This is a genomic window from Serratia sp. NGAS9 (genome assembly GCF_009905295.1).
GTDB classification, from domain to species: Bacteria; Pseudomonadota; Gammaproteobacteria; order Enterobacterales; family Enterobacteriaceae; genus Serratia; species Serratia bockelmannii.
In genome coordinates, this window is the sequence record NZ_CP047605.1 from 4,199,627 (window position 1) to 4,222,905 (window position 23,279).

Here is a 23,279-nt window from a genome sequence, read left to right on the forward strand (position 1 = left end):
CCAGAAATTCGGCCAGATGGCGCCACCCACCTGACCGAACGCCCCCTTAACGTGCCTTGCGGCGGCGGAGCCAGAATAGGACCAGCAGAATAATGACGACCGCCGCGACGGCCATGCCAGGCAGAATCATCGGCTGTGCGCGCGCCAACAGCGGTTTCGGGCCCCCGGCGCGCACCTCACTCACGTCGGCCGCAGTCACGCTCAGCGTGCTGTTGCCGTATTTCTGCAGCACGAAGTTAGCGATATCGGCAACCTGCTTATCCGTCAGTTCTCCGACATAGGAACCGGCGCCAAAGCTCGGCATCAGGACGTGCTTACCGTCAACCCGGCGATCAACCCCCTGCAAAATGGCGGCAATCAGGTTTGACGGATTGCTCGCGGCCGTGGTGGAGTTGTTGAACAGCGAAGGGTAGGCCTGGTTCAAACTGCCGCTGCCATCCGGCTGATGGCAACTGGCGCAGTAGCCGCTGTAGAGCGCCTCGCCGCTATTGAGCGTGTGGTTGGCGTTGGGCGAATTGATGCCGCGGAGATGGTGCTCAACGTTGTAATGCGCTTGACTAAAGCTATTGCCCTGGCGCTCATCGCCCTGTGACGGCACGGTCTTCAGGTAAGTCGCTATCGCCTGCAGCTGCCGGTCGGTCAGGTATTGGAAGCTGTGCTCAACGGCTTCAGCCATTGGCCCCGCCGCTTGCGCGCGCCCTTCCGCCCGACCGGTTTTCAGGTAGGCCACTAACTCCTGCTCGCTCCAGCCACCGATCCCTTCTTGGCGATCTGCGGTGATATTCGGCGCGTACCAAGAGCCCAACGATGCCCCCATCAGGAAGCGCGAATTGTCTTCCGCCATCAGCACATTACGCGGCGTATGACAGGTTCCGCAGTGAGCCGGGCCCTGCACCAGCGCGGCCCCTTCGTTCCACGCCTCACCTTTCGTCAGATCCGGGGTGAAGCGCCGATTGTCCAAATAAAGCCTGTTCCACACCGCCATGGAGAGGCGGATGTTGAACGGAAACGGCAGATCGGTTTGGTGCTTGGCCGGCTCATCGACCGGGGCAACGCCATGCATGAAATAGGTATACAGAGCGTGGATCTCGTCATCACTCAGACGGGTGTAGGCGGTGTAGGGCATGGCCGGATAGAGATACGCCCCATCTTTCCGGATCCCGGCGCGCAGCACGTCGGCAAACGCCGCTTCGGAATAGCCGCCGATACCGTATTTTACCGATGGAGTAATATTGGTGGCGTAGATAGTGCCCATGGGGGAAGCGATGCCGTACCCCCCGGCAAAAGGTTTACCCTGCTGCTGCGTATTCGTATGGCAGGCCATGCAGTCCGAGGCGATAGCCAGCGCTTGCCCTTTAGCGATCAGATCGCCGTCCTGGGCATGCGCCGCAAAACCGCTTCCCAGCAGCAGCGTCGCTGCCAGCGCGTGGGTGATTTTATTCATTTGCTCTCCAGGGCTCGAAGTACGTCATTGGCCGCCTTGAGTCCAAGCGCCGCCATCGTCAACGTGGTGTTGACAACGCTGGCTGAAACCATGGCGCCTCCACCCGGGATCCAAAGGTTGTCGTGATCGTGAGCGCGGCAATTACCGTTCACCACCGAGTTCGTGGGGTCGCTGCCCATGATCGTGCCGCCCATAATGTGGTTGTTGGCATTCAGCTTGTCGTTAATCACAAACTCTTGCGCATCGAACAAGTCGCCAATCTGCCGTAGCTGGGTTTTGACCACTTCCAGCCCTTTGCGCACGTAATCGCCGACGTCGTAGTGGATGTCCGGGCAGGCCAGGCCATGCTTGTCTTTGCGAGTGGGGCTCAGGGTCAGACGGTTGTTCGGGTCCGGCAGCGGTTCCAGGCTGATGGAGAGATCCACCGAGCGGCTGGCGCGATCGCGCACTTCATCCTGCAGCGCCTTGCCGACCTTGCCCGTTTTCAGGACTTCAAGGGCGGAGGGGATCACCCGGTTGATGTTGTTGATGATGATCTTGTTGGCGGAGTGGTCGCTGCGGAACACGCCGTCACGATACCCCACCATGCAGCTGCTCTGCGCCGGGCCGCGGCCAACCCACAGGGCCTCTCGCGCCAGGAAGGAGCAGTGCAGGCCCGAGTGATCCATCATGTTGCGTCCCACCTGATCCGAGCTGTTCGCGATGCCGTTCGGGTTCTTTTCGTTGGCCGCCAGCAGCAGCAAGCGCGGGTTCTCAATCCCATTGCAGGCCAGAACGAACGTTTTACCGATCGCCCGATGGGAGTTGTGCGCCGTGTCATACCAGTGAACGGCGGTGACGCGGTTATTGTCGTCGGTGTCAATTTTGTACACCACCGCTTCAGGGATCACCTTCGCCCCCTTGTGTTCGGCCCGTTCAACGTGGTGAATACCGTTGTACATCGCCCCGATCGGGCAAATCGGCTGGCAATTGTTATTGCCGCAGCAGGTGGGCCGTCCGTTCCAGGGCCGGGTGCTGCGGCCTTGCGGAATGGGCACCGATTTAAAACCGTGAGGATTAACAATCTCAGCAATGCGTCTGTCGCCGTAGGCCCAGGGCACCATGTCCATCGGGTAAGGCCCGCTGCGTTCCGCAGGGGACTGCCACTCCGGATTATTCGGGCCGGCAACGCCTATTTCCTCTTCGGCTTTCGCGTACCACGGTTCGATATCTTCGTAAGAAATAGGCCAGTCTCTCCCCACGCCATAGAGAGATTTCATGCGAAAATCATTGGGATGGTTGCGCCAGCAAGAAGCGGCCCAGTGCCAGGTGGTTCCCCCCACCACACGCAAATAGCCCTGTTTAAAGCCAGAGCCATTGGGGCCGGTCAGTTTGATATAGTCGTTCTCCGGGAAATAGAGCGGCGCGGTGGCGTACTCCGATTGCGGGTAAAGCCCCTGAAAATCCGACCCCGCACGATTGTGCAGTGGCATATTGCGCCAGTTTTCCACAGCCTGTGCGCGCTCAATGCGCGGGCCTGCCTCAAGTACCAGCACCGAGTAGCCCTGGCTCACCAAAGCATCCGCCATCAGACCGCCCACAATACCGGAACCGACAATGACGACATCGGCCTCTGCATCGCCGGAAGCATTAATTATTGGGCTTTTCACACGCGGTCCTCATATTTTTTATCGGCTACGGCAGGCAAATCTGTTGCGGGAATGGAAGGTTGGCGGGTAACGCCCGGCGGCAGGCCGGTCCACCACAGCGGGCCAAAATTGCACCAGGTCGGCACGATCAGGGCATCCTGAACCGTGCGATACATCAGTGCCTCTTTATAGGTAATCAACTGACCCTGCTCGGCGCTTGAAGGATCTACGGTTCCGGTATACCACGCGGTCACGATGGCCTGAATAAGCTCCCTCTGCCCCTGTTCAATCGCATGTCGGTTCAAGGTTTCCGCATCGGTAGCTTGCTGGCTCAGGGTGAACAGGGCGTTGAGTTGCGAGTTCAACTGCGGAAAATGTTCGCGCAGTGCGGAAAAATAGCGGGCGGAGAGGGTGACGTCCAAATCGTCAAACTCGGTAATTTTTCTCGAAATTTGCAAAAATTGCGCGTATTCAACGGGCGAGGCGGCAATTTGTGCCCGTTCGGCATAGGTTATATTTGAATAAGGCAACAGGCTGGCGGCGACGATGACGCCCACCATTTTTCCCAGCGCCTCCCTGCGGGTAAGCACGATTTGCAACGACATTGTTAGCTCCGAAATAATTTATTTTTATATAGTTTTTTTAATATCTATCAGAACGCAGGCAAACCAAAATAAAAAATTGTGCCAATGGGGAGGAACCGCATTAAAAGATCAAGGCGTTATGAGATTGGCTACATCGACTACAGAGGTAAACTCACGGCCTTTAAGGATGTAATGTGAACCTGAAGAAAATATCCCTGTAAATAATACGGCGTAATCTCTGCCGTAAATTTATTCAACCCAACTCAATCTTTAAAAATTAGGGGCTATGGCTTTGATGGGAAAGGCGTATTCTTCGGAATCGCTGCAGACAGCGGATGAGCGAGGCTCTCCGCCGGGCAGCCTGAAGTCACGATACCAGCCGCCGCTGAACGTCTTGCTACGTCAGCAGGGCGCAGTCGATTTTCGCCACAATTTTACGCAGAGCTGCCGGTGCCGTGCAGGTACTCATCGGGCGGTGCAACTCACCCGGGAAGATAACAGCCAGTTCACCGGGTTGCAGGTGGATGAGAGTCTCACCGGGGATCGCCGGGCTAAACCCAAGATCGTGCGCCTCGTTAAACGGCTCACTCAGGGGCAGAGGTAGCCCCAGAACCCCGGCGCCAATCACTTCTTTCCCTTCCAGGACAAGATGGATATCCAGATACTGGCGATGAAACTCTGGCTTCTGGTCGGCCAATAGTTTGGTTTCCCCTTCAACGACGTTAAAGAACATCTGTTTACCCTGCACCTGATAGTGCCCGACAGGTAAATTGTACGGCTCATTTTCAATAATACTGGCCAGCATTTTACGGATGGCCGCCGGATAGAACCTATTATTTACGGCAGTGGTTAAAGCATCAATAATCATAATATTTTCTCTGGTCAATATCGGCTCGGTATTTCACCGACAAAAACAATGGTTGGATAGTGTTATGGCAACACGCAATCTCGGCGTAATTACGGCAGAATCACTATTAGATCGTTCTACGGGCGCCACTATGAATAAACAACAAAGCAAACCGCTTTGTTTCTAATATTTACAACCTATCACCACTGTGAGTAAACTCCACCTGAAAGGCCATTCGGCATGGTGAAATAAGTCATGGCCTATCTCACGGTTTTTAGCCGTTTAAAACTGTGACAAAAGTCACTTAATTAAGTGTTACGAAACAGCGTTACTTATCCTGTGATCCACGGCAGAAAATCACTGGCTATTCACCCTTTTCATCAGAATCGACCGATTTCACACTCTCCGCCTACGGGCATAACGGGCTATCGCCCCCGATAATAATCGACAGAAGCCACGAAATTGCACACGAGATCACGCCAGCAGTAACATGCTTTTTTAACACTCTTTGGCGTGATGTAGATCGCAATAATAAGCGGTAAAAAAACGTCTGATACAGGATATCCCCTATTGTTTTCAGACAGGATCGCAACGATGCACACTGACACTCAACCTACCATTTTACTTATCGCGCCGGTGATGGATGCTTTACAGGCCGCGTTGGACACCAGTTACCGGGTATTCCGTCTCTATGAACAATCAGATATTCCAGCCTTCCTGGCTCGCCATGGCGCAGACGTTCAGGCGGTGGTCACCCGTGGTGACGTGGGGGTAACCCGGGAGACGCTGGAGCAGCTGCCGCAGGCGGGCATGATTGCTGTTTTTGGCGTGGGAACTGACGCTATCGACCTCAACTACACCCGGGAACGCCATATCAGCGTCGGGATCACCGCCGGCGTGCTGACCGATGATGTGGCCGATCTGGCGATGGGGCTAATGCTGTCCGCCAGCCGCCGCCTCTGCCAAGGAGACCGTTTTGTACGCGAAGGCCGCTGGGAAACGACGCCGCCACCGCTGGCGACCAAAGTGAGCGGTAAGCGCATCGGTATTTTTGGCATGGGGAATATTGGCCAAGCCATCGCCCGCCGGGCGAAAGGCTTCGATATGACCATACTGTATACTGACCGCCGGCGCAAAGACGACCTGGATTACCCGTGGTGCGCCGATCTGCACACGCTCGCAGCGCAGAGTGATTTCCTGGTGATCGCGGCATCTGGCAGTGCGGAAAACCGCGGGATTATTGATGCCAGCGTATTTAACGCCATGCCCGATCGTGCCTGGCTTATCAATATCGCCCGCGGCAGCCTGGTCGATGAGGCGGCGCTGATAAAGGCGTTACAAAATCATGTTATCGCCGGGGCCGCTCTGGATGTGTTTGAAAACGAGCCCCATGTCCCGACAGCGTTCTTTGCGCTCGAGAATGTTTTGCTTCAGCCCCACGTGGCCAGCGCTACCGTAGAAACCCGCCAGGGAATGAGCCAATCCGTTTTGGATAATCTCGCAGGTTATTTTTCCCATCAGGATATTCCTGGCTTAATTCAATAAAAATGATCGCCTGAATGGCGCACCATCATTTTTATTCAGCCTAACAAAATATCCGCTTATCGTGGCGGATATCATCGAGGCATTACTATGACCGATAAAATACCAGGAACTCGCTGGCTGCGGGTTATCGCGCCGATCCTTGTCACCTGCATTATTTCATTTATGGATCGCGTTAATATCAGCTTTGCTCTGCCGGGCGGCATGGAACAGGATTTAGGTATTACCAGCCAAATGGCTGGCGTGGCCAGTGGGATATTTTTTATTGGTTATTTATTTCTGCAAATCCCTGGCGGACGACTTGCGGTTTACGGTAGCGGGAAACGTTTTATCGCCTGGTCGCTCGTGGCCTGGGCGATTGTCTCTATCGCCACCGGCTTTGTCACCCATCAGTATCAGCTGCTCGTGCTGCGTTTTATTCTCGGGATCTCCGAAGGAGGAATGTTGCCCGTCGTGCTGACCATGGTCAGCAATTGGTTCCCGGAAAAAGAACTGGGCCGGGCCAATGCCTTTGTCATGATGTTTGCCCCACTAGGGGGGATGCTGACCGCCCCAGTTTCCGGCGCGATTATTGCCACTCTCGACTGGCGCTGGCTGTTCATTATCGAAGGCTTGTTGTCGGTCGTGGTGCTGGCCATTTGGTGGCTGGTGATCAGTGACCGCCCGGAAGAGGCGCGTTGGCTGCCGGCGAAGGAACGCGACTATTTATTAACCGAGCTGGCCCGGGAGCGCAAAGCGCGAGAAGGGATGGTGCCGGCGGCAAAAGCACCGTTAAAAGCGGTGTTTCGCAACAAGGGATTGATGCGCCTGGTCGTGCTGAATTTCTTTTACCAGACCGGAGACTATGGATATACGTTGTGGCTGCCCACCATCTTGAAAAACCTGACCGGTGGCAGCATGGCCAATGTTGGGGTATTGGCGATCCTGCCGTTTGTTGCCACTCTGGCGGGGATTTATGTGATTTCGATGTTCAGCGATCGCAGCGGTAAACGCCGTTTGTGGGTCAGGATCTCCCTGTACTGTTTTGCGGCGGCGCTGATAGCCTCGGTGATCCTGCATGAGCACGTGGTGGCCGCCTATATCGCGTTGGTGGTGTGCGGCTTCTTCCTTAAAGCGGCGACCAGCCCCTTCTGGTCAATTCCCGGACGCATTGCGACGGCAGAAGTGGCGGGCAGCGCACGCGGGGTGATCAACGGGCTGGGCAACCTCGGTGGGTTCTGCGGCCCCTATCTGGTAGGCGTCATGATTTATGTGTACGGACAGAACGTCGCGGTTTGCGCGCTGGCGGCATCGCTGCTGCTGGCGGGAAGTATCACCTTCCTGCTGCCGAAAGAATGCGATCGCTCCTGCGAAGAAACGGATAACCGCCTGCCCTCCGGGGCTAAACAGAAATGGAGCTAAGCGGCAATGGCGCGGTGTGGGCAGCAACGGTGGCTCACACCCGCATCAGGACTGGATGGCGCGTTGTGTTATCGCGGTAAGATGCCAGGCCAGCGGCTTGCTCGTCTCACACGTCAACCCACACCAAACGGTGATGCAATCGTTGAGAATCAGCTTTTCTGAAAACGGTTATAGCTCAATGGGGTGATGTTTACGGAGGTTTTGGAGCGGGTGAAGGGAATCGAACCCTCGTATGCAGCTTGGGAAGCTGCCGTTCTACCATTGAACTACACCCGCATCGGTGTGCGACAGGCATTATAACCGGTTATCGGCGGCGGGCAAGCGGAGATGGCGCGTAACTGTCGATGTTTTAAGCGGTTAAGTCCCGTAGACGAAAAAAAACCGGCGCAGTTGCCTGCACCGGTTGTTACACGCTAAACGCGATTATTTCTGTGGGCGCATCGCCGGGAACAGAATCACATCGCGGATGGTGTGGCTGTTGGTGAACAGCATGACCATACGGTCGATACCGATGCCCAGACCGGCGGTCGGCGGCAGGCCGTGCTCCAGCGCGGTGACGTAATCTTCGTCGTAGAACATCGCTTCGTCGTCGCCGGCGTCTTTGGCGTTCACCTGATCGGCGAAGCGCTGCGCCTGGTCTTCGGCGTCGTTCAGCTCGGAGAAACCGTTGCCGATTTCACGGCCGCCGATGAAGAACTCGAAGCGGTCGGTGATTTCCGGGTTCACGTCGTTGCGGCGCGCCAGCGGCGACACTTCAGCCGGGTACTCGGTGATGAAGGTCGGCTGAATCAGATGGCTTTCCGCCACTTCTTCGAAGATCTCGGTCACGACGCGGCCCAGCCCCCAGCTCTTCTCAACCTTGATGCCGATGGATTCGGCGATGGCCACCGCTTTACCCATGTCGGCCAGATCAGCCAGATCGGTTTCCGGACGGTATTTCTTGATCGCCTCGGTCATGGTCAGCTTCTCGAACGGCTTGCCGAAGTCGAACACTTCGTCGCCGTACTGCACCTGAGAGGTGCCCAGCACTTTCTCGGTCAGGGTGCGGAACAGCGTCTCGGTCAGCTCGATCAGGTCTTTGTAATCCGCGTAAGCCATGTAGAGTTCCATCATGGTGAACTCTGGGTTGTGACGCGGAGAAACGCCTTCGTTGCGGAAGTTACGGTTGATTTCGAACACGCGCTCAAAGCCGCCGACCACCAGACGCTTCAGATACAGTTCCGGCGCGATGCGCAGGTACATGTCGATATCCAACGCATTGTGGTGAGTGATGAACGGACGCGCGGACGCGCCGCCCGGGATCACCTGCATCATCGGGGTTTCGACTTCCATGAAGCCGCGTTCCACCATGAAGTTACGGATAGCCGACATCACCTGCGAACGCACTTTGAAAGTGTTGCGCGACTCTTCGTTGGCGATCAGATCCAGGTAACGCTGGCGGTAACGGGTTTCCTGATCTGCCAGGCCATGGAATTTGTCCGGCAGCGGGCGCAGCGCTTTGGTCAGCAGACGCAGCTCGGTGCAGTGGATCGACAGTTCGCCGGTCTTGGTTTTGAACAGCTTGCCGCGCGCGCCGAGGATATCGCCCAGGTCCCACTTCTTGAACTGCTCGTTGTACACGCCTTCAGCCAGATCGTCGCGCGCGACGTACAGCTGAATGCGGCCGCCCACGTCCTGCAGCGTAACGAAGGACGCCTTGCCCATAATGCGGCGAGTCATCATGCGGCCGGCGACGGTCACTTCTACGCCCAGCGCTTCCAGCTCTTCGTTGTCTTTATCGCCGTACGCAGCGTGCAGTTTGTCGGAGGTGGAATCGCGACGGAAGTCATTCGGGAACGCAATGCCATTCTCACGCAGGCCGGCCAGTTTCTCGCGGCGGGACTGCAGTTCGTTATTGAGATCCAGCGCCTGATCGGCGCCCTGTACTTGTTGTTCAGACATTTCTATTCCTCATAACCCGGCTTTCAAACTTGCCTCAATGAATTTATCCAGGTCGCCATCCAGTACGGCCTGCGTGTTACGCGTTTCGACGTTGGTACGCAAATCCTTGATGCGGGAGTCATCCAGCACGTAAGAACGGATTTGGCTGCCCCAGCCGATGTCGGACTTGTTGTCTTCCATCGTCTGCTTATCAGCATTTTTCTTTTGCATCTCAAACTCGTACAGCTTGGCTCGCAGCTGTTTAAACGCTTGATCCTTGTTCTTATGCTGAGAACGATCGTTCTGGCACTGCACCACGATGTTGGTTGGCAGGTGAGTAATACGTACGGCGGATTCGGTTTTGTTGACGTGCTGACCGCCTGCACCCGAGGCGCGGTACACGTCGATACGCAGATCCGCCGGGTTGATTTCGATATCGATATCGTCGTCCACTTCCGGGTAGATGAACACCGAGCTGAACGAGGTGTGGCGACGGCCGCCGGAGTCGAACGGGCTCTTGCGCACCAGGCGATGCACGCCGGTTTCAGTGCGCAACCAGCCAAACGCGTAGTCGCCAATGATCTTGATGGTGGCAGACTTCAGGCCCGCGACGTCGCCGTCGGATTCTTCGATCACTTCGGTCTTGAAGCCCTTGGCTTCGGCCCAGCGCAGGTACATGCGCAGCAGCATGCTGGCCCAGTCTTGCGCTTCGGTGCCGCCGGAACCGGCCTGGATATCCAGGTAGCAGTCGGCGCTGTCGTATTCGCCGGAGAACATGCGGCGGAATTCCAACTGATCCAACTTGCTCATCAGTTGATCCAGCTCGGCGACCGCTTCGTTGAAGGTCTCTTCATCGTCGGCTTCCACCGCCAGTTCCAGCAGCCCGCCGACGTCTTCGCCGCCCTGCTCCAGCTGATCGATGGTTTCAACGATGGCTTCCAGCGCGGCGCGCTCTTTACCGAGCGCCTGTGCGCGCTCCGGCTCGTTCCAAACGTCCGGCTGCTCCAGCTCGGCGTTGACTTCTTCTAGGCGTTCCTTCTTGGCATCATAGTCAAAGATACCCCCTAAGAACCGCAGTCCGCTCGGACAGGTCCTGAATTCGGTTTTTTACCGGGTTAATTTCAAACATGGTTTCGTTCTTTTACGTTGATGTCGTCGATGGCGGAATGCCATTGGAACCGCCAATTCTAACGGATCCGGGCGGCAGTTTATAGCGAGTTGGTCAGTTTTTGTGGCGATCGGGCGACAAAGCGGGTGGCAGGAAGAGCAGGAATTTCACCAGCGTTTTATTACCGGTGCCCCTCACGCCGCTAAGCTGTTCAAGTATTGAGCAATGTGGTCATTGAGACTATAGTCGCTATGATGACTCACAGGGACAGGCGGTGCCAAAATGGACATTTTCGTCACGGATGATTTCGACAAATTTATGAAGAAAAATCGCATCGTCGATCAAAAGATTTGCACCGCGGCTCACGAACTCGCACACGGTAACCATGACGGCGATCTGGGCGGCGGCGTCTAGAAGAAACGTATTTCGCTCAATCGGGGTAAACGGGGTGGTGCTCGATCCATCGTGGCGTTTAAACGCGGTCGTCATCAGTATTTTATTGATGGATGGCTGAAAAACACCGTAAAACAGAACGGTGCAAAAGAAATCAACGATGATGAATTGGCAACCTATCGCGAGCTCGCCAGAGATTTTCTTGCCATGCCGCCGGAAATTATCAAACGAGCCATCGATAGCGGCTACTTGCGAGAGGTGAAATGCGATGACTGATAATCGCCTGCTCAGACTGCAAAAAATGGCACAGCGTTTTAATGAGATCGGTGCGGTGTCAGACGATACCGTACGCAACATCGCCACACGAGTACAGGCGCAGGAACAACATGCCCAGCGTGAGCAGCATGATCAAATGGACGGCGCACGCATCAAAATGCTGCGCAGACGGCTCGGCCTGAGCCAGGCCGATTTAGCGGCCGTGGTCAACATGTCGACCACCAGCGTACAAAAATGGGAACGTAACGCGGTAAAACCCCAGGGAGCCGCGCTCAGAATGCTGGAAATTATCGAACAGAAAGGGGTCGCTAGCCTGATCATCTCACCACGAAACTGATGAGCGTTCGTGCACCAGTCACTGACCGATGCACGAACGTCAATTTCGCCTCAGCGCGGCCAAAGATGCTGGATCAGCAGCTGCACGTTGCGGTTGCCGCGAAACTCGTTGACGTCGAGCTTGTAGGCCAGTTCCACCTCGCGCACGCTGCTGTCAGGCCACAGCGTGGTGTCCACGTTGAACGCGATGCCGTCGAGCAACGGGCCGCCGCCGAGCGGCTCCACCATCAGCTTCAGGTGTTTCTCGCCCACCAGCCGCTGCTGCAGGATGCGGAACTTGCCGTCGAAGGTCGGTTCCGGGAACGCCTGGCCCCACGGGCCGCCCTCGCGCAGCAGCTCCGCCGTTGTCAGCGACAGCTCCTGCATCGCCAGTTCGCCGTCGGACCAGATCACCCCTTCCAACATCGCCGGATCGAGCCATTCACCCACCAACTCGCCGAAACGCTGGCGGAACTCGTCGAATTTGGCCTCTTCCAGCGACAATCCGGCCGCCATCGCGTGGCCGCCGAACTTCATCATCAGCCCGGGGTTCAGCATATCCAGCCGCTCCAGCGCATCGCGCATGTGCAGGCCGGGCACCGAACGGCCGGAGCCTTTCAGTATGCCGTCGCCCGCCGGTGCGAACGCGATCACCGGGCGGTGGAAACGCTCTTTGATGCGCGAAGCGAGGATGCCCACCACGCCCTGGTGCCATTCCGGGTGATACATCGCCAGCCCGTAAGGCAGCTCGGTGCTGGTGCGCTCCAGCTGATCGCACAGCTGCAGGGCTTCCACCTGCATGCCTTGCTCTATCTCGCGTCGCGTCTGGTTCAGCGCATCGAGATCGTTGGCCAGCATACGCGCCTGCGCAATGTCGTCGCTCAGCAGCAGCGCCACGCCGATAGACATGTCGTCCAGCCGGCCGGCGGCATTGAGGCGCGGACCGAGAGCGAAACCGAGATCGTTGGCCGCCAGTTGGCGGGCATCGCGATTAGCCACTTCAAGCAGCGCGCGGATGCCCGGTCGGCATTTGCCGGCGCGGATGCGGTTTAACCCCTGATACACCAGAATACGGTTGTTGGCATCCAGCGGCACCACGTCGGCCACGGTGCCGAGCGCCACCAGGTCCAGCAGCTCCGCCAGATTGGGCATCGCCAGCGCGCGCTGCTCGAACCAGCCGCTGTCCCGCAGGCGGGCGCGCAGCGCCAGCATCAGGTAGAACGCGACACCAACCCCCGCCAGCGATTTGGACGGGAAGGCGCAGCCGCGCAGGTTGGGGTTAACGATCGCTTCGGCCGCCGGCAGGGTCTCGCCCGGCAGGTGGTGATCGGTCACCAACACCTGCATGCCCTTGGCGTGCGCCACGTCGACGCCGGCGTGGGAGGAGATGCCGTTATCGACGGTGACAATGAGTTCTGCGCCGCGCGCCGCCGCCTGCTCCACCACTTCGGGGCTCAGGCCATAACCGTCTTCGAAACGGTTAGGCACCAGATAATCGACGGCTGCGCCGCCCATGCTGCGCAGCGCCAGCACCGTCAGCGCGGTGCTGGTGGCGCCGTCGGCGTCGAAATCGCCCACCACCATGATGCGGCTGCCGTCGGCCAGCGCCTGTTGCAGCAGGCTGACGGCGTCGTCGATGCCGTCCAGCTGTTGCCAGGGCAACATGCCCTTGACGCCGCGTTCCAGCTCTTGCTCAGCCTGCACGCCGCGCAGGGCGTAAAGCCGACGCAGCAGCGGCGGCAAACTGGCGGGCAGATGCGTGTCGTCCGCCGCCGGGCGGCGGCGTAGTTGCGTTTTAATACTCACCGGCGATTAACCACCGGCTTTGGTGGCGGCCTGGTGCGCATCCAGCATGGCGGCCATCTCTTTCGGCCCCTGATAGCCCGGGATCATCATGCCGTTTTCCAGAATGATGGCCGGCGTGCCCTGAATGCCGAACTGCACGCCCAGCTCGTAATGCTTGCTGATGTCGGTTTTGCAGGTCGCCGGAGAAACGGCATCGCCCTTCATGGCGGCGTCGAACGCCTTGGCCTTGTCGGCGGTGCACCAGATCGACTGCATGTCTTTTTCAGCCTGGGAAGCCAGCCCCTGGCGCGGGAATGCCAGGTAACGCACGGTAATGCCCAGATCGTTGTACTCTTTCATCTGCTGATGCAGTTTGTGGCAGTAACCGCAGGTGATATCGGTGAACACGGTGATCACGTGTTTCTCTTTCGGCGCTTTGTAAACGATCATCTGATCTTTCAGCGCGTCCATCTTGGTGCCCAGCAGTTGGTTGGTCACGTTGACCGGCTCTTTGCCGCTGACGTCAAACAGCGGGCCCTGCAGGATGTGCTTGCCGTCTTCGGAGGCGTACAGCACGCCGCTGTCGGTCAGCACGGTTTTCAGGCCGTTGACCGGTGAAGGCTGCACGTCCGCCTGCTGGATACCCAGGCTGGCGAGCGCTTTTTTGATCGCCGCGTCATCGGCATGGGCGGCGCCGGCCACCGAAGCCACCAGCAGAGAGAGCAGCATTAAACCTTTTTTCATTGTTCCAATCCTTTCGAACCCGCCGCTCAGGCGCGCGGGTGATGCTGTTGATGTAGCTGTTTCAGTCGTTCGGTCGCTACATGTGTATAAATTTGCGTGGTCGAGAGATCGCTGTGCCCTAACAACATCTGTACGACACGGAGATCGGCCCCATGGTTCAGCAAATGGGTGGCGAACGCGTGCCGCAACACGTGCGGCGACAGACGCTCGCTGTCGATGCCCGCAAGGATGGCATAGTGTTTGATGCGATGCCAGAACGTCTGTCGGGTCATTTGCTGGCAGCGGGTGCTGGGGAACAGCACATCCAGCGTCTGGCCATTGACCAGCCATGGGCGGCCGTGCTCCAGGTAATTTTCGATCCAGTAGACCGCCTCTTCGCCCAGCGGCACCAGCCGCTCCTTGTTGCCCTTGCCGATCACCCGCACCACGCCCTGGCGCAGGCTGACGTCGCTGATGCTCAACCCCACCAGCTCGGAAACCCGCAGCCCGGTGGCGTACAACACTTCGAGCATCGCCTTGTCGCGCAGCTCCAGCGGTTGATCGACGCAGGGCGCCTGCAACAGCGCATCGATCTGCGCCTCGCTCAGATCCTTCGGCAAACGCTGCGGCAACTTGGGAGACGCCAGTTGCGCGGTGGGATCGTCGGCGCGCAGCTTCTCGCGGTACAGATATTGAAACAGGCGCCTCATGGCGCTCAACAAACGCGCGGAGCTGGTGGCCTTGTAGCCGCCGTCCACCCGCTCGGCGAGAAACGCCTGCAAATCCAACGCCTGCGCCTGCAGCAAGGTGGTATTTTGCTGGCCAAGCCAGGCGCCCAGGGCCTGCAAATCCAGCCGGTAGGAGGCCAGCGTATTTTCCGCCAGATTGCGCTCAAGCCACAGCGCATCCAGGAATTGTTCAATCAGCGCATTGTCTTGCTGTTGCACGCGGTCCTCTCTTTGTTGCATTTCCACCCGCGCCATTATGCCTTAAGCCGACGCAAATCAGGTATACTCGCTGCAATTCTCTAAACAGCAACGTAACGGTTTACACATGAAGATTGGTCTGTTTTACGGCTCCAGCACCTGCTACACCGAGATGGCGGCAGAAAAAATCCGTGAGATTCTGGGTGAAGACCTGGTCGACCTGCACAACCTGAAAGACGTCTCGCCCAAGCTGATGGAGGACTATTCCATTCTGATCCTCGGCATCCCGACCTGGGATTTCGGCGAACTGCAGGAAGACTGGGAAGCGATCTGGCCGCAGTTGCCAGAGCTGGATCTGAAAGGCAAGATCGTCGCCATGTACGGCATGGGCGATCAGCTCGGTTACGGTGAGTGGTTCCTTGACGCGCTGGGCATGTTGCACGATCACATCGCGCCGCTGGGCGTGCAGTTCATCGGCTTCTGGCCAACTGAGGGCTTCGAGTTCACCAGCCCCAAACCGCTGAGCGCCGACGGCAAACACTTCGTCGGCCTGGCGCTCGATGAGGTCAACCAATACGATCTGAGCGAAGAGCGCCTGCAGCAATGGTGCGAACAGATCCTGCTGGAGATGGAGCCGCTGCTGTAGCCGCTATCGGGCGCTGAGCGCGCCCGATTCCCCTCGCTTATTTCCACAGCCGGAAGCGTGGCTCATCTTCCCCGGCCGGCGTTTCCTTGGTCAAACGCGTCGGATCGGCCACCTGATACCAGTCCAGTTTGCGCGTCAACAGCATAATGCCCGCCAGAATGGCGAACAGCAGCCCGGCTCCCAGCACCAACGCATTGTCCTCCGACTGCAACAGCAAATAGAGCACGCCGTACAACAACAATAGGCTCGCGGCGAACAGCGCACCGCGCAGCTTGCCGCGCAGTACGGCGCTCAGATAGAAGCCGATCAGTCCGCTGCAGGCGATGCTGGCCGCCAGGTAAGCGAAAGCGAATCCCAGGTGTTCGGAGAAGGCCAGCAGAATCAGGTAGAACAACACCAGCGCCGCGCCGACCAGCAGGTACTGAATCGGGTGCACCCGCAGCCCGGTCAGGGTTTCGAACAGGAAAAACGCCATAAACGTCAGCCCGATAAACAGCAGCGCGTATTTGACCGCGCGCTCGGTCAGCTGATAGTGATCGACCGGTTCGACCAGGCTGGCGCTGAAGGCCGGCAGCTTGTCCTCGTCGATAATGGCATCGTCGTAATAGAACGCACTGTTGATGTTGTTGGCAAACCAGGTGCTGCGCCAGCGAGCGCTAAACCCCTGCTCCGTTACCTTGCGTTCGTCCGGCAGGAAGTTGCCGAGGAAATTCGGATGCGGCCAGTTGCTTTGCAGTTGCAGCTCGCTGCTGCGCCCCAGCGGCACCAGCGACAGGCTACTGGTGCCCGCCAACGTCAGGGTGAAGTCGGCGTTCAGCCCCTCTTTTTGTTGCAGCATCGCCAGCGTCAGCGGGGCGTGGATCCCCTGGCGCAACGATCCCACGCCGGTGCCCGGTTCAAACGCCACCGGCTGCGGCATTGCCAGCGGGGAAATGCGCTTGATGCCGCGAGAGTCGCTCAGCGCCACCAGCAGGAACGGCTGGCCGACGGTCACGTTGGCGCGTTGCAAATCCGTCAGCTCCGGCTGGCCGAAACGCACCTTGAAGTTCAGCGGCCCCTGGTAAACCTGCGTCTGATAAATGCCCAACTTGCGCACCTCCACATTCGGCGCGCCCTGTACCTGAAGCGACTCCGGCAGCAAATAGCGGTAATGCTGCACCCGCTGCACTACCGTTTGTCCTTTCTCGTCTTTCTTCTCTTCGCGTTCGACATAGGGAATGACAATCAACGGACCGAGCACGCGCTGCGCCCCGCTGGTGCTTTCGCTCACCTGCCCGACCACGCTTTGCCGATAGCCGCTGCGTTCGTCGATCACGCTCATCAGCTGGGCGATGGGGATCAACATCACCACCATCAATCCCAGCAGCGTGGTTATTTTCCAGAAAAGTACCGATTTCATCATGCTCGCTCCTCGTAGGTAATAAGGCCACGATAAAACCCGCAGGTGAAATCAGAATGTGGTTATGTGAAGGGAAGGTGAAGTCACAGCGATAACATGAAAGTCGCTTCCACCCCGTGCGGCCGGCGGTTGCGCAGGTGAATGCCGCCATGATGCAGACGGGCGACTTCCTGCACGAAGTTCAGGCCCAGCCCGCTGCTTTTCGGCCGTTCGGCGCGCGGCAGCGAATAAAAACGTTCGAACACTTTATCGAGGGCGTAGTCAGGAATGCCGCTGCCGTCGTCACAGACGCTGATGCAGTAATGCTGTTCCCGCCGTTCGCCTCGCACGCTGACGCACCCGCCCGACGGGGTAAAGTCGATCGCGTTGTCCAGCAGGTTGGTCAACGCCTGGCTGATCAGCAACGCATCGCCGTTCAGCGTCACCTCCGCCAACGCCTCCAGTTGCAATCTGACGCCGCGCTGCATCGCCTGCGCCTCTTTGCCCGCCATCGTCTGGCTGACCAGCGCCGCGATCGCGATGGGCGCGGTCTCCATGTCTGGCCGGCTCTCCAGCCGCGCCTGCACCAGCAGTTTGTCCACCAGCTGCTGGATGCGTGCGCTTTGCTGCTCGATGTTGGTGAGAAAACGCCGGGCGGTCTCCGGCGGTGGCAGCTCCTGCAACAGCTCCGCCGCGCCCCTGATCGCCGCCAGTGGGCTTTTCAGCTCATGCGTCAGGGTATGTGCATACTGTTCGATATAAGCTTTACCTTCCAGCTTCAGTCGCATGCTCTCCAACGCCTGCGCCAGCTGCGTCAATTCCCGCCCGCCCACTTTGGGCAGCGGCGCGCTTTCCCCTTGCGCCACCCCGTCGGCATAACGCACCAGCCGGCCTATCGAACGGTTGATCCACCAGACGAATACCGCGCCGATCAGCAACGCAATCCCCAGCAGCAACGCGCCGGCCCATAGAATGCGCCGTTCGCTGCGTTTGATCACCGGCGCCATGGTGCTGTTGGGTTTGCCCACGGTGAGCACGCCGATAATACGCCCTTGTTCTATCACCGGCGCGGCCACATACATCACCGAACTGTTTTCATCTTCTGGATCGCTACGGGTGCTGCGGGCGCCGTACTGGCCGCGCAGCGTCCGATAAACGTCATTCCAGCGCGAGTAGTCTTGCCCCTGCGCGCGGCCGGCAGAATCGAAAATGACCCGGCCCTGGGCATCGGTCAGATAGACGTGGTATTCACTGCGATCCTTGCGGATGCCGGAGATATTGGCGCCGATCGGCCGCTGGTTCAGCTGCGTGAACGCCTGCGCCAGTTGGCCATGCGCCGCATCGCCGCGCTGCATGTCCTGACGGGCGATTTGCGCCAACAGGTTGGCGGTGTCCACCAGCGTGCCTTCGGTAGCGCGCCGCACGCCGGGCTTCACTTCCTGGACGAAAATGCTCAGCACGAAGTACCCGGCCACCGCCACGATCAGAAAATATCCCAGCAGCAGGCGCAGGCCAATTTTCATGGCTGGCGGCTCACGCTGTAGCCCAATCCGCGGTGGGTGTGGATGGGCGGCTCACCGGGCTCAACCGCACGCAGCTTGGCGCGCAGCGTCTTGATGTGGGTATCGACGGTGCGATCCAGGCTTTCTTCCGCCTGCGCCCAAACGCTTTCCATCAGTTGCTGCCGCGAGAACACCCGTCCAGGCGCCAACAACAGCGTCTTCAGCAGCAAGTATTCGTAACGGGTCAGCGGCAGCGGCCGCTGATGGTAGGAGATGGTGGCCGCGTCTTCGTCGAGCGTGAAAGCGCCGAAATGGTAGCGCGCGCTCTGTTGCAGGCACTGCTGCTTATGCAGGCGGCGCAAAATGGTGCGCACCCGGGCGCTGACCTCGCGAGGGGAGAACGGCTTGGCGACATAGTCGTCGGCGCCGATCTCCAGCCCGATCAGGCGATCCACTTCATCACTGCGGGCGGTAAGAAACAGAATCGGCAGGTCAGCCGCCTGAGCCAGCAGGCGGCGACACAATTCAAAACCGTTGATATCCGGCAAACCGACATCGAGGATAGCAAGCGCGGGCGCGCCTTGCGCCAGCGCCTGCAACGCCGGTTCCGCACGTTCGAACCAGCGTACTTCGAAGCCTTCGCTCTCCAGCGTGTAAACCAGCGTATCGGCAATGCTGGGTTCATCCTCCACCAACCAGAGCACGGGTTTCATCAGGGTTCCTCGCCGTTACCCGCCGGCGGATACAGCAACAGCTGCCGCAGGTGGCGCCACTCCTCTTTGCTCATGCAGTCGGAAGCCAGCCACAGCCGGCGGCGCTTTTTGCCTTCCATCGGCTGCAGCGTCAGCAGCAGGCCGTAGCCCGGCATCCAGGGCTTTTTCGCCAGCCGCCATTCTCGGCCGTGCCAGCTGAAACGCCGGTCCGCCAGCAGCCGCAGCTCGCCCTGCACTGCGGCGATGCGCTTCTGGCTACGAATGCACTGAAACACCACCAGCGTCAGCAGCACCAGCCAAAGCGGGCCATAACCTTCCGGCCAGGGCGAAATCAGGATCAGCAAGATCAGAACGCCATGAGTCAACAGGGAAAAAAGCTGGGTGCGCCAGGAAATGCGGATATCACATCGCCACTGGGCCACGGTCTTTATTTCGCGTTTGGATCAGGGTCACCATTCTCTGCAGCTCGCCGTCCTGCGGCGCGCCATGATTCATCAGCCAGTTGAACAGATCGGGATCGTCACACTCCAGCAGGCGGATAAACAGCGCCTTGTCCGCGTCATTCAGGCTGTCGTATTCGTATTCGAAGAACGGCATGATGGAGATGTCCAGCTCGCGCATGCCACGACGGCAAGCCCAGTGAATACGTGCTTTGTTGTTAATATCCATGTTGTTATGACTCACCTCTTTTCAGCGCGGCAGCGCCAGCGCAGGGTTCAAATGACACACTGTATGGCAACGCCGTCGCAATATAATTCCATCAGCCGGGGATCTGTCTGCAAGGGTGCCCAGGCCGCAAGCCTATAGAGTAACAATTTGACATACACGCCGGGAAGGCGCTTTGCTGCGGAAAACGTAATAAAGCGCAAAATGCCAAAAAAAGCGCCCCCCGGTCCCACGGCGCGAATAACAGTTTGCAAAGCCCGCCGCCTCTTTTACCATGGGTTCAATACCCTTCAGGTAAGCTAAACGTTGAGCAGGAATTTACTATGGCGCATAACATTCCATTCCCACCCCGTCAGCCCTCCGCTTCCACCCATCTCCCCCTGACGCTGATCTCGCTGGAAGATTGGGCGCTGGTGACGTTGAACGGGCCGGACACAGTGAAATATCTTCAGGGCCAGGTGACGGCGGACATCGACGCGCTGGCGGCCGATCAGCACGTGCTGTGCGCCCACTGTGACGCCAAGGGCAAAATGTGGAGCAACCTGCGTCTGTTCCACCGTGGCGAAGGCTTCGCCTATCTGGAACGCCGCAGCGTGCTGGACAGCCAGCTGGCTGAAATCAAAAAATACGCGGTGTTCTCCAAAGTCACTATCGCCGCCGATAATGACGCGGTGTTGCTGGGCGTCGCCGGTTTCCAGGCGCGCGCCGCGCTGACGGGCCTGTTCGCCACGTTGCCGGACGCTGAGCACCCGGTGGTGCAGGACGGCGAGACCACGATTCTGCACTTCGCTACGCCGGCGGAACGTTTTCTGCTGGTGACCCGCCCCGCCGTGGCCGAACAACTGATCGGCAAGCTGCATGACCAGGCAGAGCTGAATGACAGCAGCCAATGGCTGGCGCTGGAGATCGAAGCCGGTTATCCGGTTATCGACGCTGCCAACAGCGCACAGCTGATCCCGCAGGCTACCAACCTGCAGGCGCTGGAAGGCATCAGCTTCAGCAAGGGCTGCTATACCGGTCAGGAGATGGTGGCGCGCGCCAAATTCCGCGGTGCCAACAAGCGGGCGCTCTACTGGCTGGAAGGTAAAGCGGCCCGCACCCCGCAGGCGGCGGAAGATCTGGAGCTCCAACTGGGTGAAAACTGGCGCCGCACCGGCACCGTATTGGCGTCGAGCCAACTGGCCGACGGCACGCTGTGGGTACAGGTGGTGATGAACAACGATTTGGATGCCGATAGCCAGCTGCGGGTGCGCGACGATGCCGCCAGCCAACTGGCGATCAAACCGTTGCCCTACTCGCTGGCCGAAGAGAAATAATCCGTCGGCCGCAGGCGCCCTGCCTGCGGCCATCTTCATTACTCGTCTAATTCCCCGTCGCGCTGCACCAGATAAATCAGCACCAGAATGATGGTGACGAAGAAGCGAAACGCATCCGGCACGCCGTTCCACTGCTTCGACATCCACATGCCAAACCACTCGCCCCCAATCGACATAAAGCCGACCTGCCAGGTGAGAAAACCCAGCGTCAGCCCCACTACCGCCAGCTTTTTCCGACCGTTAAAGGCGTGCGCAGGCAGTTTCAGGCCGCCCAACAAACGCAGGCCGCCAATCCAGCACAGCAGCGCGGTCAGGCTTTCCAGCGCGATGATGAAAATATAACCGGCGTGATGCAGCCACGGCGTCTGTATCGAGCGGTATCCGATGGTGGCGTCGGGGAAAATCGTGTCCATCATAAAGACGTGGCGCACGAAGGCGAAGTTGGAACCGTAGTCGGTGATGTTGCCGAAGGCGACCAGCGAAGCGAACAAGGCGATAGCGCAGACCAGCAGCGCTTTGGATAAGCGAACGATCATCTTGGTGAGTCCTGAACAGAGGTTAAAGAAACGGTATGCGGGCTCAGAAATGAAGGAACGGGCTTGCTGGATACCCGAAAGAAGCAAGCGCCTCTTTTTTAAAACAAAAGAGGTGCCAGTTCAATACGCATTCAGACGTAGCGGCAACGCTTAGACGTAGAGGTAGATCGCCATGAAATGGCAGGCGCTGCCGCCGAGCACGAAGGCGTGCCAGATGGCGTGGCCAAAGCGAATGCGCTTGGAGGCGTAGAAAATCACGCCCAGGGTATAGACCACCCCGCCGATCGCCAGCAGCGTGACGCCGCCGGCCTCCAGCCGCGTAACCAACTGATAAATTACGATCAGCGACAGCCAGCCCATCGTCAGGTAGGTCACCAGCGACAGGGCTTCAAAACGGTGGGCGAAGGCCAGCTTGAACAGCACGCCGAGCAGCGCCAATCCCCAGATTACCGCCATCAGGCCCTTCGCCAGCGGCGAATCCAGCCCCACGAGTAAAAACGGGGTATAAGTGCCGGCAATCAGGAGATAAATGGCACAGTGGTCAAATTTTTTCAGCCAATGCTTGGCCTTCTGATGCGGGATCGCATGGTAGAGCGTGGAAGCGAGAAACAGCAGGATCATGCTGCCGCCGTACAGGCTGTAACTGGTGATGGCCGTCGCATCGGCGCCGGTATTCACCGCCTGCACCAACAGCAATACCAGGCCGACGATGCCGAACACCAGCCCGATGCCGTGGCTGATGCTGTTGGCGATCTCTTCCGCCCACGGATAAGCCGCGGCGACAATCTTATTGCTCCCGGCTTTCACTACGTCCGTTTTCCCCATAACGCGCAACCCCTCAAAATGCCCTGCTTTGTTCGAAATTAACGCAAAGCAGCTTAACTGAGAATAATTCCAGTGTACACGTGTACGCTAAAATAAAAATGTGAACGCGTGTAACCATCGAAATCCCCCGCCCGGTGGTCTACAATCGTCAGGCTTCAACCCACCCACCTTGAGGTTTACACCATGTCATCCGCTGTACCCGCGTTAGATTTCGGCTCAATGACCCAAGTCATCCAATTCCTGATGGAAATCGATAAGTTGAAAGGTGTTCAACGCCGCACCAAAGTGCTGGGCACCCAGCGCCAGGAAAACTCCGCCGAACACAGTTGGCACTTCGCCATCGCCGCCATGAGCCTGGCGCCCTACGCCGGTGATGACGTAGACATTCAGCGCGTGATCCAGATGGCGCTGCTGCATGACATCGTAGAAATCGACGCCGGCGACGTGCTGGTCTACGATCTGGCGGCCCGCGCAGCGATCCACGATCAGGAAGTGGCGGCGGCACGTCGTCTGTTCGGCATGTTGCCGGAGGCTCAGCGCGAGTATTTCACCGCTTTATGGCAGGAGTATGAAGATGGCGAAAGCGCCGATGCACGCTTCGCTCTGCTGCTGGATCGCACCATGCCGATGCTGATGAACCTGCACAATGAAGGCCAGAGCTGGGTGGAAAACGGCATCAGCCTGGAGCAGGTGCTGGCGCGCAATGCATCGATCGCCGACGTACACCCCGAGCTGTGGCACCATATGGAGCAACACCTGCGGGATGCGCAGCGCAAAGGCTGGTTGAAGTAAAGGACCGGGCTGC

Annotated in this window: 22 protein-coding genes, 1 tRNA gene and 1 pseudogene; 7 read left to right on the forward strand and 17 right to left on the reverse strand. The window is 58.4% G+C overall.

Annotated features, from left to right (window positions below):
- Positions 1 to 46: 46 nt before the first annotated feature.
- From GUC32_RS19995 to GUC32_RS20010, 4 genes are all read right to left on the reverse strand, one after another.
- A complete protein-coding gene (locus tag GUC32_RS19995; RefSeq protein WP_261456820.1) occupies positions 47 to 1,444 on the reverse strand; it encodes a cytochrome c in 1,398 nt (465 codons plus the stop codon).
- On the reverse strand, positions 1,441 to 3,093 hold the full coding sequence (locus GUC32_RS20000) for a GMC family oxidoreductase (RefSeq protein ID WP_049208193.1): 1,653 nt from the start codon (positions 3,091 to 3,093) through the stop codon (positions 1,441 to 1,443). Before GUC32_RS20000 ends, GUC32_RS19995 begins: the two co-directional genes overlap by 4 nt.
- Positions 3,090 to 3,677 carry a sugar dehydrogenase complex small subunit gene (locus tag GUC32_RS20005; protein WP_049206132.1) on the reverse strand — a complete coding sequence of 196 codons (588 nt, stop codon included), beginning with the start codon at positions 3,675 to 3,677 and terminating at the stop codon, positions 3,090 to 3,092. Before GUC32_RS20005 ends, GUC32_RS20000 begins: the two co-directional genes overlap by 4 nt.
- 376 nt (positions 3,678 to 4,053) lie before the next feature.
- Entirely contained in the window at positions 4,054 to 4,524 is a 471-nt protein-coding gene (locus tag GUC32_RS20010) for a YhcH/YjgK/YiaL family protein (RefSeq protein WP_025304114.1), read from the reverse strand.
- Positions 4,525 to 5,097: 573 nt separating this feature from the next.
- On the opposite strand from GUC32_RS20010, the gene GUC32_RS20015 reads away from it, so the two are divergent.
- Positions 5,098 to 6,048: a 2-hydroxyacid dehydrogenase gene (locus tag GUC32_RS20015; RefSeq protein ID WP_369435394.1), complete on the forward strand. Its 951-nt coding sequence runs from the start codon at positions 5,098 to 5,100 to the stop codon at positions 6,046 to 6,048.
- 87 nt (positions 6,049 to 6,135) lie between these two features.
- Positions 6,136 to 7,446: an MFS transporter gene (locus tag GUC32_RS20020; RefSeq protein WP_060448423.1), complete on the forward strand. Its 1,311-nt coding sequence runs from the start codon at positions 6,136 to 6,138 to the stop codon at positions 7,444 to 7,446.
- A 202-nt stretch (positions 7,447 to 7,648) separates the two neighbouring features.
- On the opposite strand, the gene GUC32_RS20025 is transcribed toward GUC32_RS20020, so the two are convergent.
- From GUC32_RS20025 to prfB, 3 genes are all read right to left on the reverse strand, one after another.
- Positions 7,649 to 7,722, reverse strand: a tRNA-Gly gene (locus GUC32_RS20025).
- Positions 7,723 to 7,869: 147 nt separating this feature from the next.
- Positions 7,870 to 9,387, reverse strand: a complete 1,518-nt coding sequence (lysS, locus tag GUC32_RS20030) for a lysine--tRNA ligase (protein WP_004931697.1) — start codon at positions 9,385 to 9,387, stop codon at positions 7,870 to 7,872.
- A 9-nt stretch (positions 9,388 to 9,396) separates the two neighbouring features.
- Positions 9,397 to 10,495 (reverse strand): peptide chain release factor 2 gene (gene prfB / locus GUC32_RS20035; protein WP_096242572.1). Its coding sequence is split into 2 segments (ribosomal slippage): positions 9,397 to 10,419 and positions 10,421 to 10,495, totalling 1,098 coding nucleotides; the frame shifts between segments, so codons are not numbered across the junction.
- 261 nt (positions 10,496 to 10,756) lie between these two features.
- On the opposite strand from prfB, the pseudogene GUC32_RS20040 reads away from it, so the two are divergent.
- Positions 10,757 to 11,143 (forward strand): annotated as a pseudogene (locus tag GUC32_RS20040) (type II toxin-antitoxin system RelE/ParE family toxin).
- A complete protein-coding gene (locus tag GUC32_RS20045) occupies positions 11,136 to 11,480 on the forward strand; it encodes a DNA-binding transcriptional regulator (RefSeq protein WP_025304117.1) in 345 nt (114 codons plus the stop codon). Before GUC32_RS20040 ends, GUC32_RS20045 begins: the two are co-directional and overlap by 8 nt.
- A 50-nt stretch (positions 11,481 to 11,530) precedes the next feature.
- Here the strand turns inward: GUC32_RS20045 and recJ are convergent, their stop codons facing one another.
- Genes recJ through xerD form a run of 3 tightly spaced genes read right to left on the reverse strand, consistent with a single transcriptional unit; the run spans position 11,531 to position 14,934 of the window.
- The gene (recJ, locus tag GUC32_RS20050) at positions 11,531 to 13,264 is read right to left on the reverse strand and encodes a single-stranded-DNA-specific exonuclease RecJ (protein WP_089196231.1); all 1,734 of its coding nucleotides are present in this window, start codon (positions 13,262 to 13,264) and stop codon (positions 11,531 to 11,533) included.
- Between the two features lie 6 nt (positions 13,265 to 13,270).
- Positions 13,271 to 13,987 carry a bifunctional protein-disulfide isomerase/oxidoreductase DsbC gene (gene dsbC / locus GUC32_RS20055; protein WP_025304118.1) on the reverse strand — a complete coding sequence of 239 codons (717 nt, stop codon included), beginning with the start codon at positions 13,985 to 13,987 and terminating at the stop codon, positions 13,271 to 13,273.
- 26 nt (positions 13,988 to 14,013) lie between these two features.
- Positions 14,014 to 14,934, reverse strand: a complete 921-nt coding sequence (gene xerD / locus GUC32_RS20060) for a site-specific tyrosine recombinase XerD (protein ID WP_185958054.1) — start codon at positions 14,932 to 14,934, stop codon at positions 14,014 to 14,016.
- Positions 14,935 to 15,019: 85 nt separating this feature from the next.
- On the opposite strand from xerD, the gene fldB reads away from it, so the two are divergent.
- On the forward strand, positions 15,020 to 15,538 hold the full coding sequence (fldB, locus tag GUC32_RS20065) for a flavodoxin FldB (protein WP_025304119.1): 519 nt from the start codon (positions 15,020 to 15,022) through the stop codon (positions 15,536 to 15,538).
- A gap of 37 nt (positions 15,539 to 15,575) precedes the next feature.
- On the opposite strand, the gene creD is transcribed toward fldB, so the two are convergent.
- The 5 genes from creD to sdhE all read right to left on the reverse strand — a co-directional run bounded on the left by creD (position 15,576) and on the right by sdhE (position 19,800).
- Positions 15,576 to 16,940 (reverse strand): cell envelope integrity protein CreD, encoded by a 1,365-nt coding sequence (gene creD / locus GUC32_RS20070; protein WP_369435395.1) that lies wholly within the window; start codon positions 16,938 to 16,940, stop codon positions 15,576 to 15,578.
- A gap of 80 nt (positions 16,941 to 17,020) precedes the next feature.
- Complete coding sequence (gene creC / locus GUC32_RS20075) at positions 17,021 to 18,439, reverse strand: two-component system sensor histidine kinase CreC (RefSeq protein WP_369435396.1); 1,419 nt, start codon at positions 18,437 to 18,439, stop codon at positions 17,021 to 17,023.
- The gene (creB, locus tag GUC32_RS20080; RefSeq protein ID WP_369435397.1) at positions 18,436 to 19,131 is read right to left on the reverse strand and encodes a two-component system response regulator CreB; all 696 of its coding nucleotides are present in this window, start codon (positions 19,129 to 19,131) and stop codon (positions 18,436 to 18,438) included. Before creB ends, creC begins: the two co-directional genes overlap by 4 nt.
- Positions 19,131 to 19,553: a protein YgfX gene (locus tag GUC32_RS20085; RefSeq protein ID WP_025304123.1), complete on the reverse strand. Its 423-nt coding sequence runs from the start codon at positions 19,551 to 19,553 to the stop codon at positions 19,131 to 19,133. The genes creB and GUC32_RS20085 overlap by 1 nt, the downstream gene beginning before the upstream one ends.
- Positions 19,534 to 19,800 carry an FAD assembly factor SdhE gene (sdhE, locus tag GUC32_RS20090; RefSeq protein ID WP_004931679.1) on the reverse strand — a complete coding sequence of 89 codons (267 nt, stop codon included), beginning with the start codon at positions 19,798 to 19,800 and terminating at the stop codon, positions 19,534 to 19,536. Before sdhE ends, GUC32_RS20085 begins: the two co-directional genes overlap by 20 nt.
- Positions 19,801 to 20,120: 320 nt before the next feature.
- Here sdhE and ygfZ point away from each other — a divergent pair, with 320 nt between their 5' ends.
- Entirely contained in the window at positions 20,121 to 21,113 is a 993-nt protein-coding gene (gene ygfZ / locus GUC32_RS20095; RefSeq protein ID WP_369435398.1) for a tRNA-modifying protein YgfZ, read from the forward strand.
- Positions 21,114 to 21,151: 38 nt separating this feature from the next.
- Here ygfZ and GUC32_RS20100 read toward each other — a convergent pair whose 3' ends face one another.
- Positions 21,152 to 21,649 carry a DUF2165 family protein gene (locus GUC32_RS20100; protein ID WP_025304125.1) on the reverse strand — a complete coding sequence of 166 codons (498 nt, stop codon included), beginning with the start codon at positions 21,647 to 21,649 and terminating at the stop codon, positions 21,152 to 21,154.
- A 150-nt stretch (positions 21,650 to 21,799) separates the two neighbouring features.
- The gene (locus GUC32_RS20105; protein WP_033639467.1) at positions 21,800 to 22,474 is read right to left on the reverse strand and encodes a hemolysin III family protein; all 675 of its coding nucleotides are present in this window, start codon (positions 22,472 to 22,474) and stop codon (positions 21,800 to 21,802) included.
- Positions 22,475 to 22,657: 183 nt separating this feature from the next.
- Between GUC32_RS20105 and GUC32_RS20110 the strand changes: the two genes are divergently transcribed.
- Positions 22,658 to 23,266: an HD family hydrolase gene (locus tag GUC32_RS20110; RefSeq protein WP_025304127.1), complete on the forward strand. Its 609-nt coding sequence runs from the start codon at positions 22,658 to 22,660 to the stop codon at positions 23,264 to 23,266.
- The last annotated feature ends 13 nt before the right edge of the window (positions 23,267 to 23,279 follow it).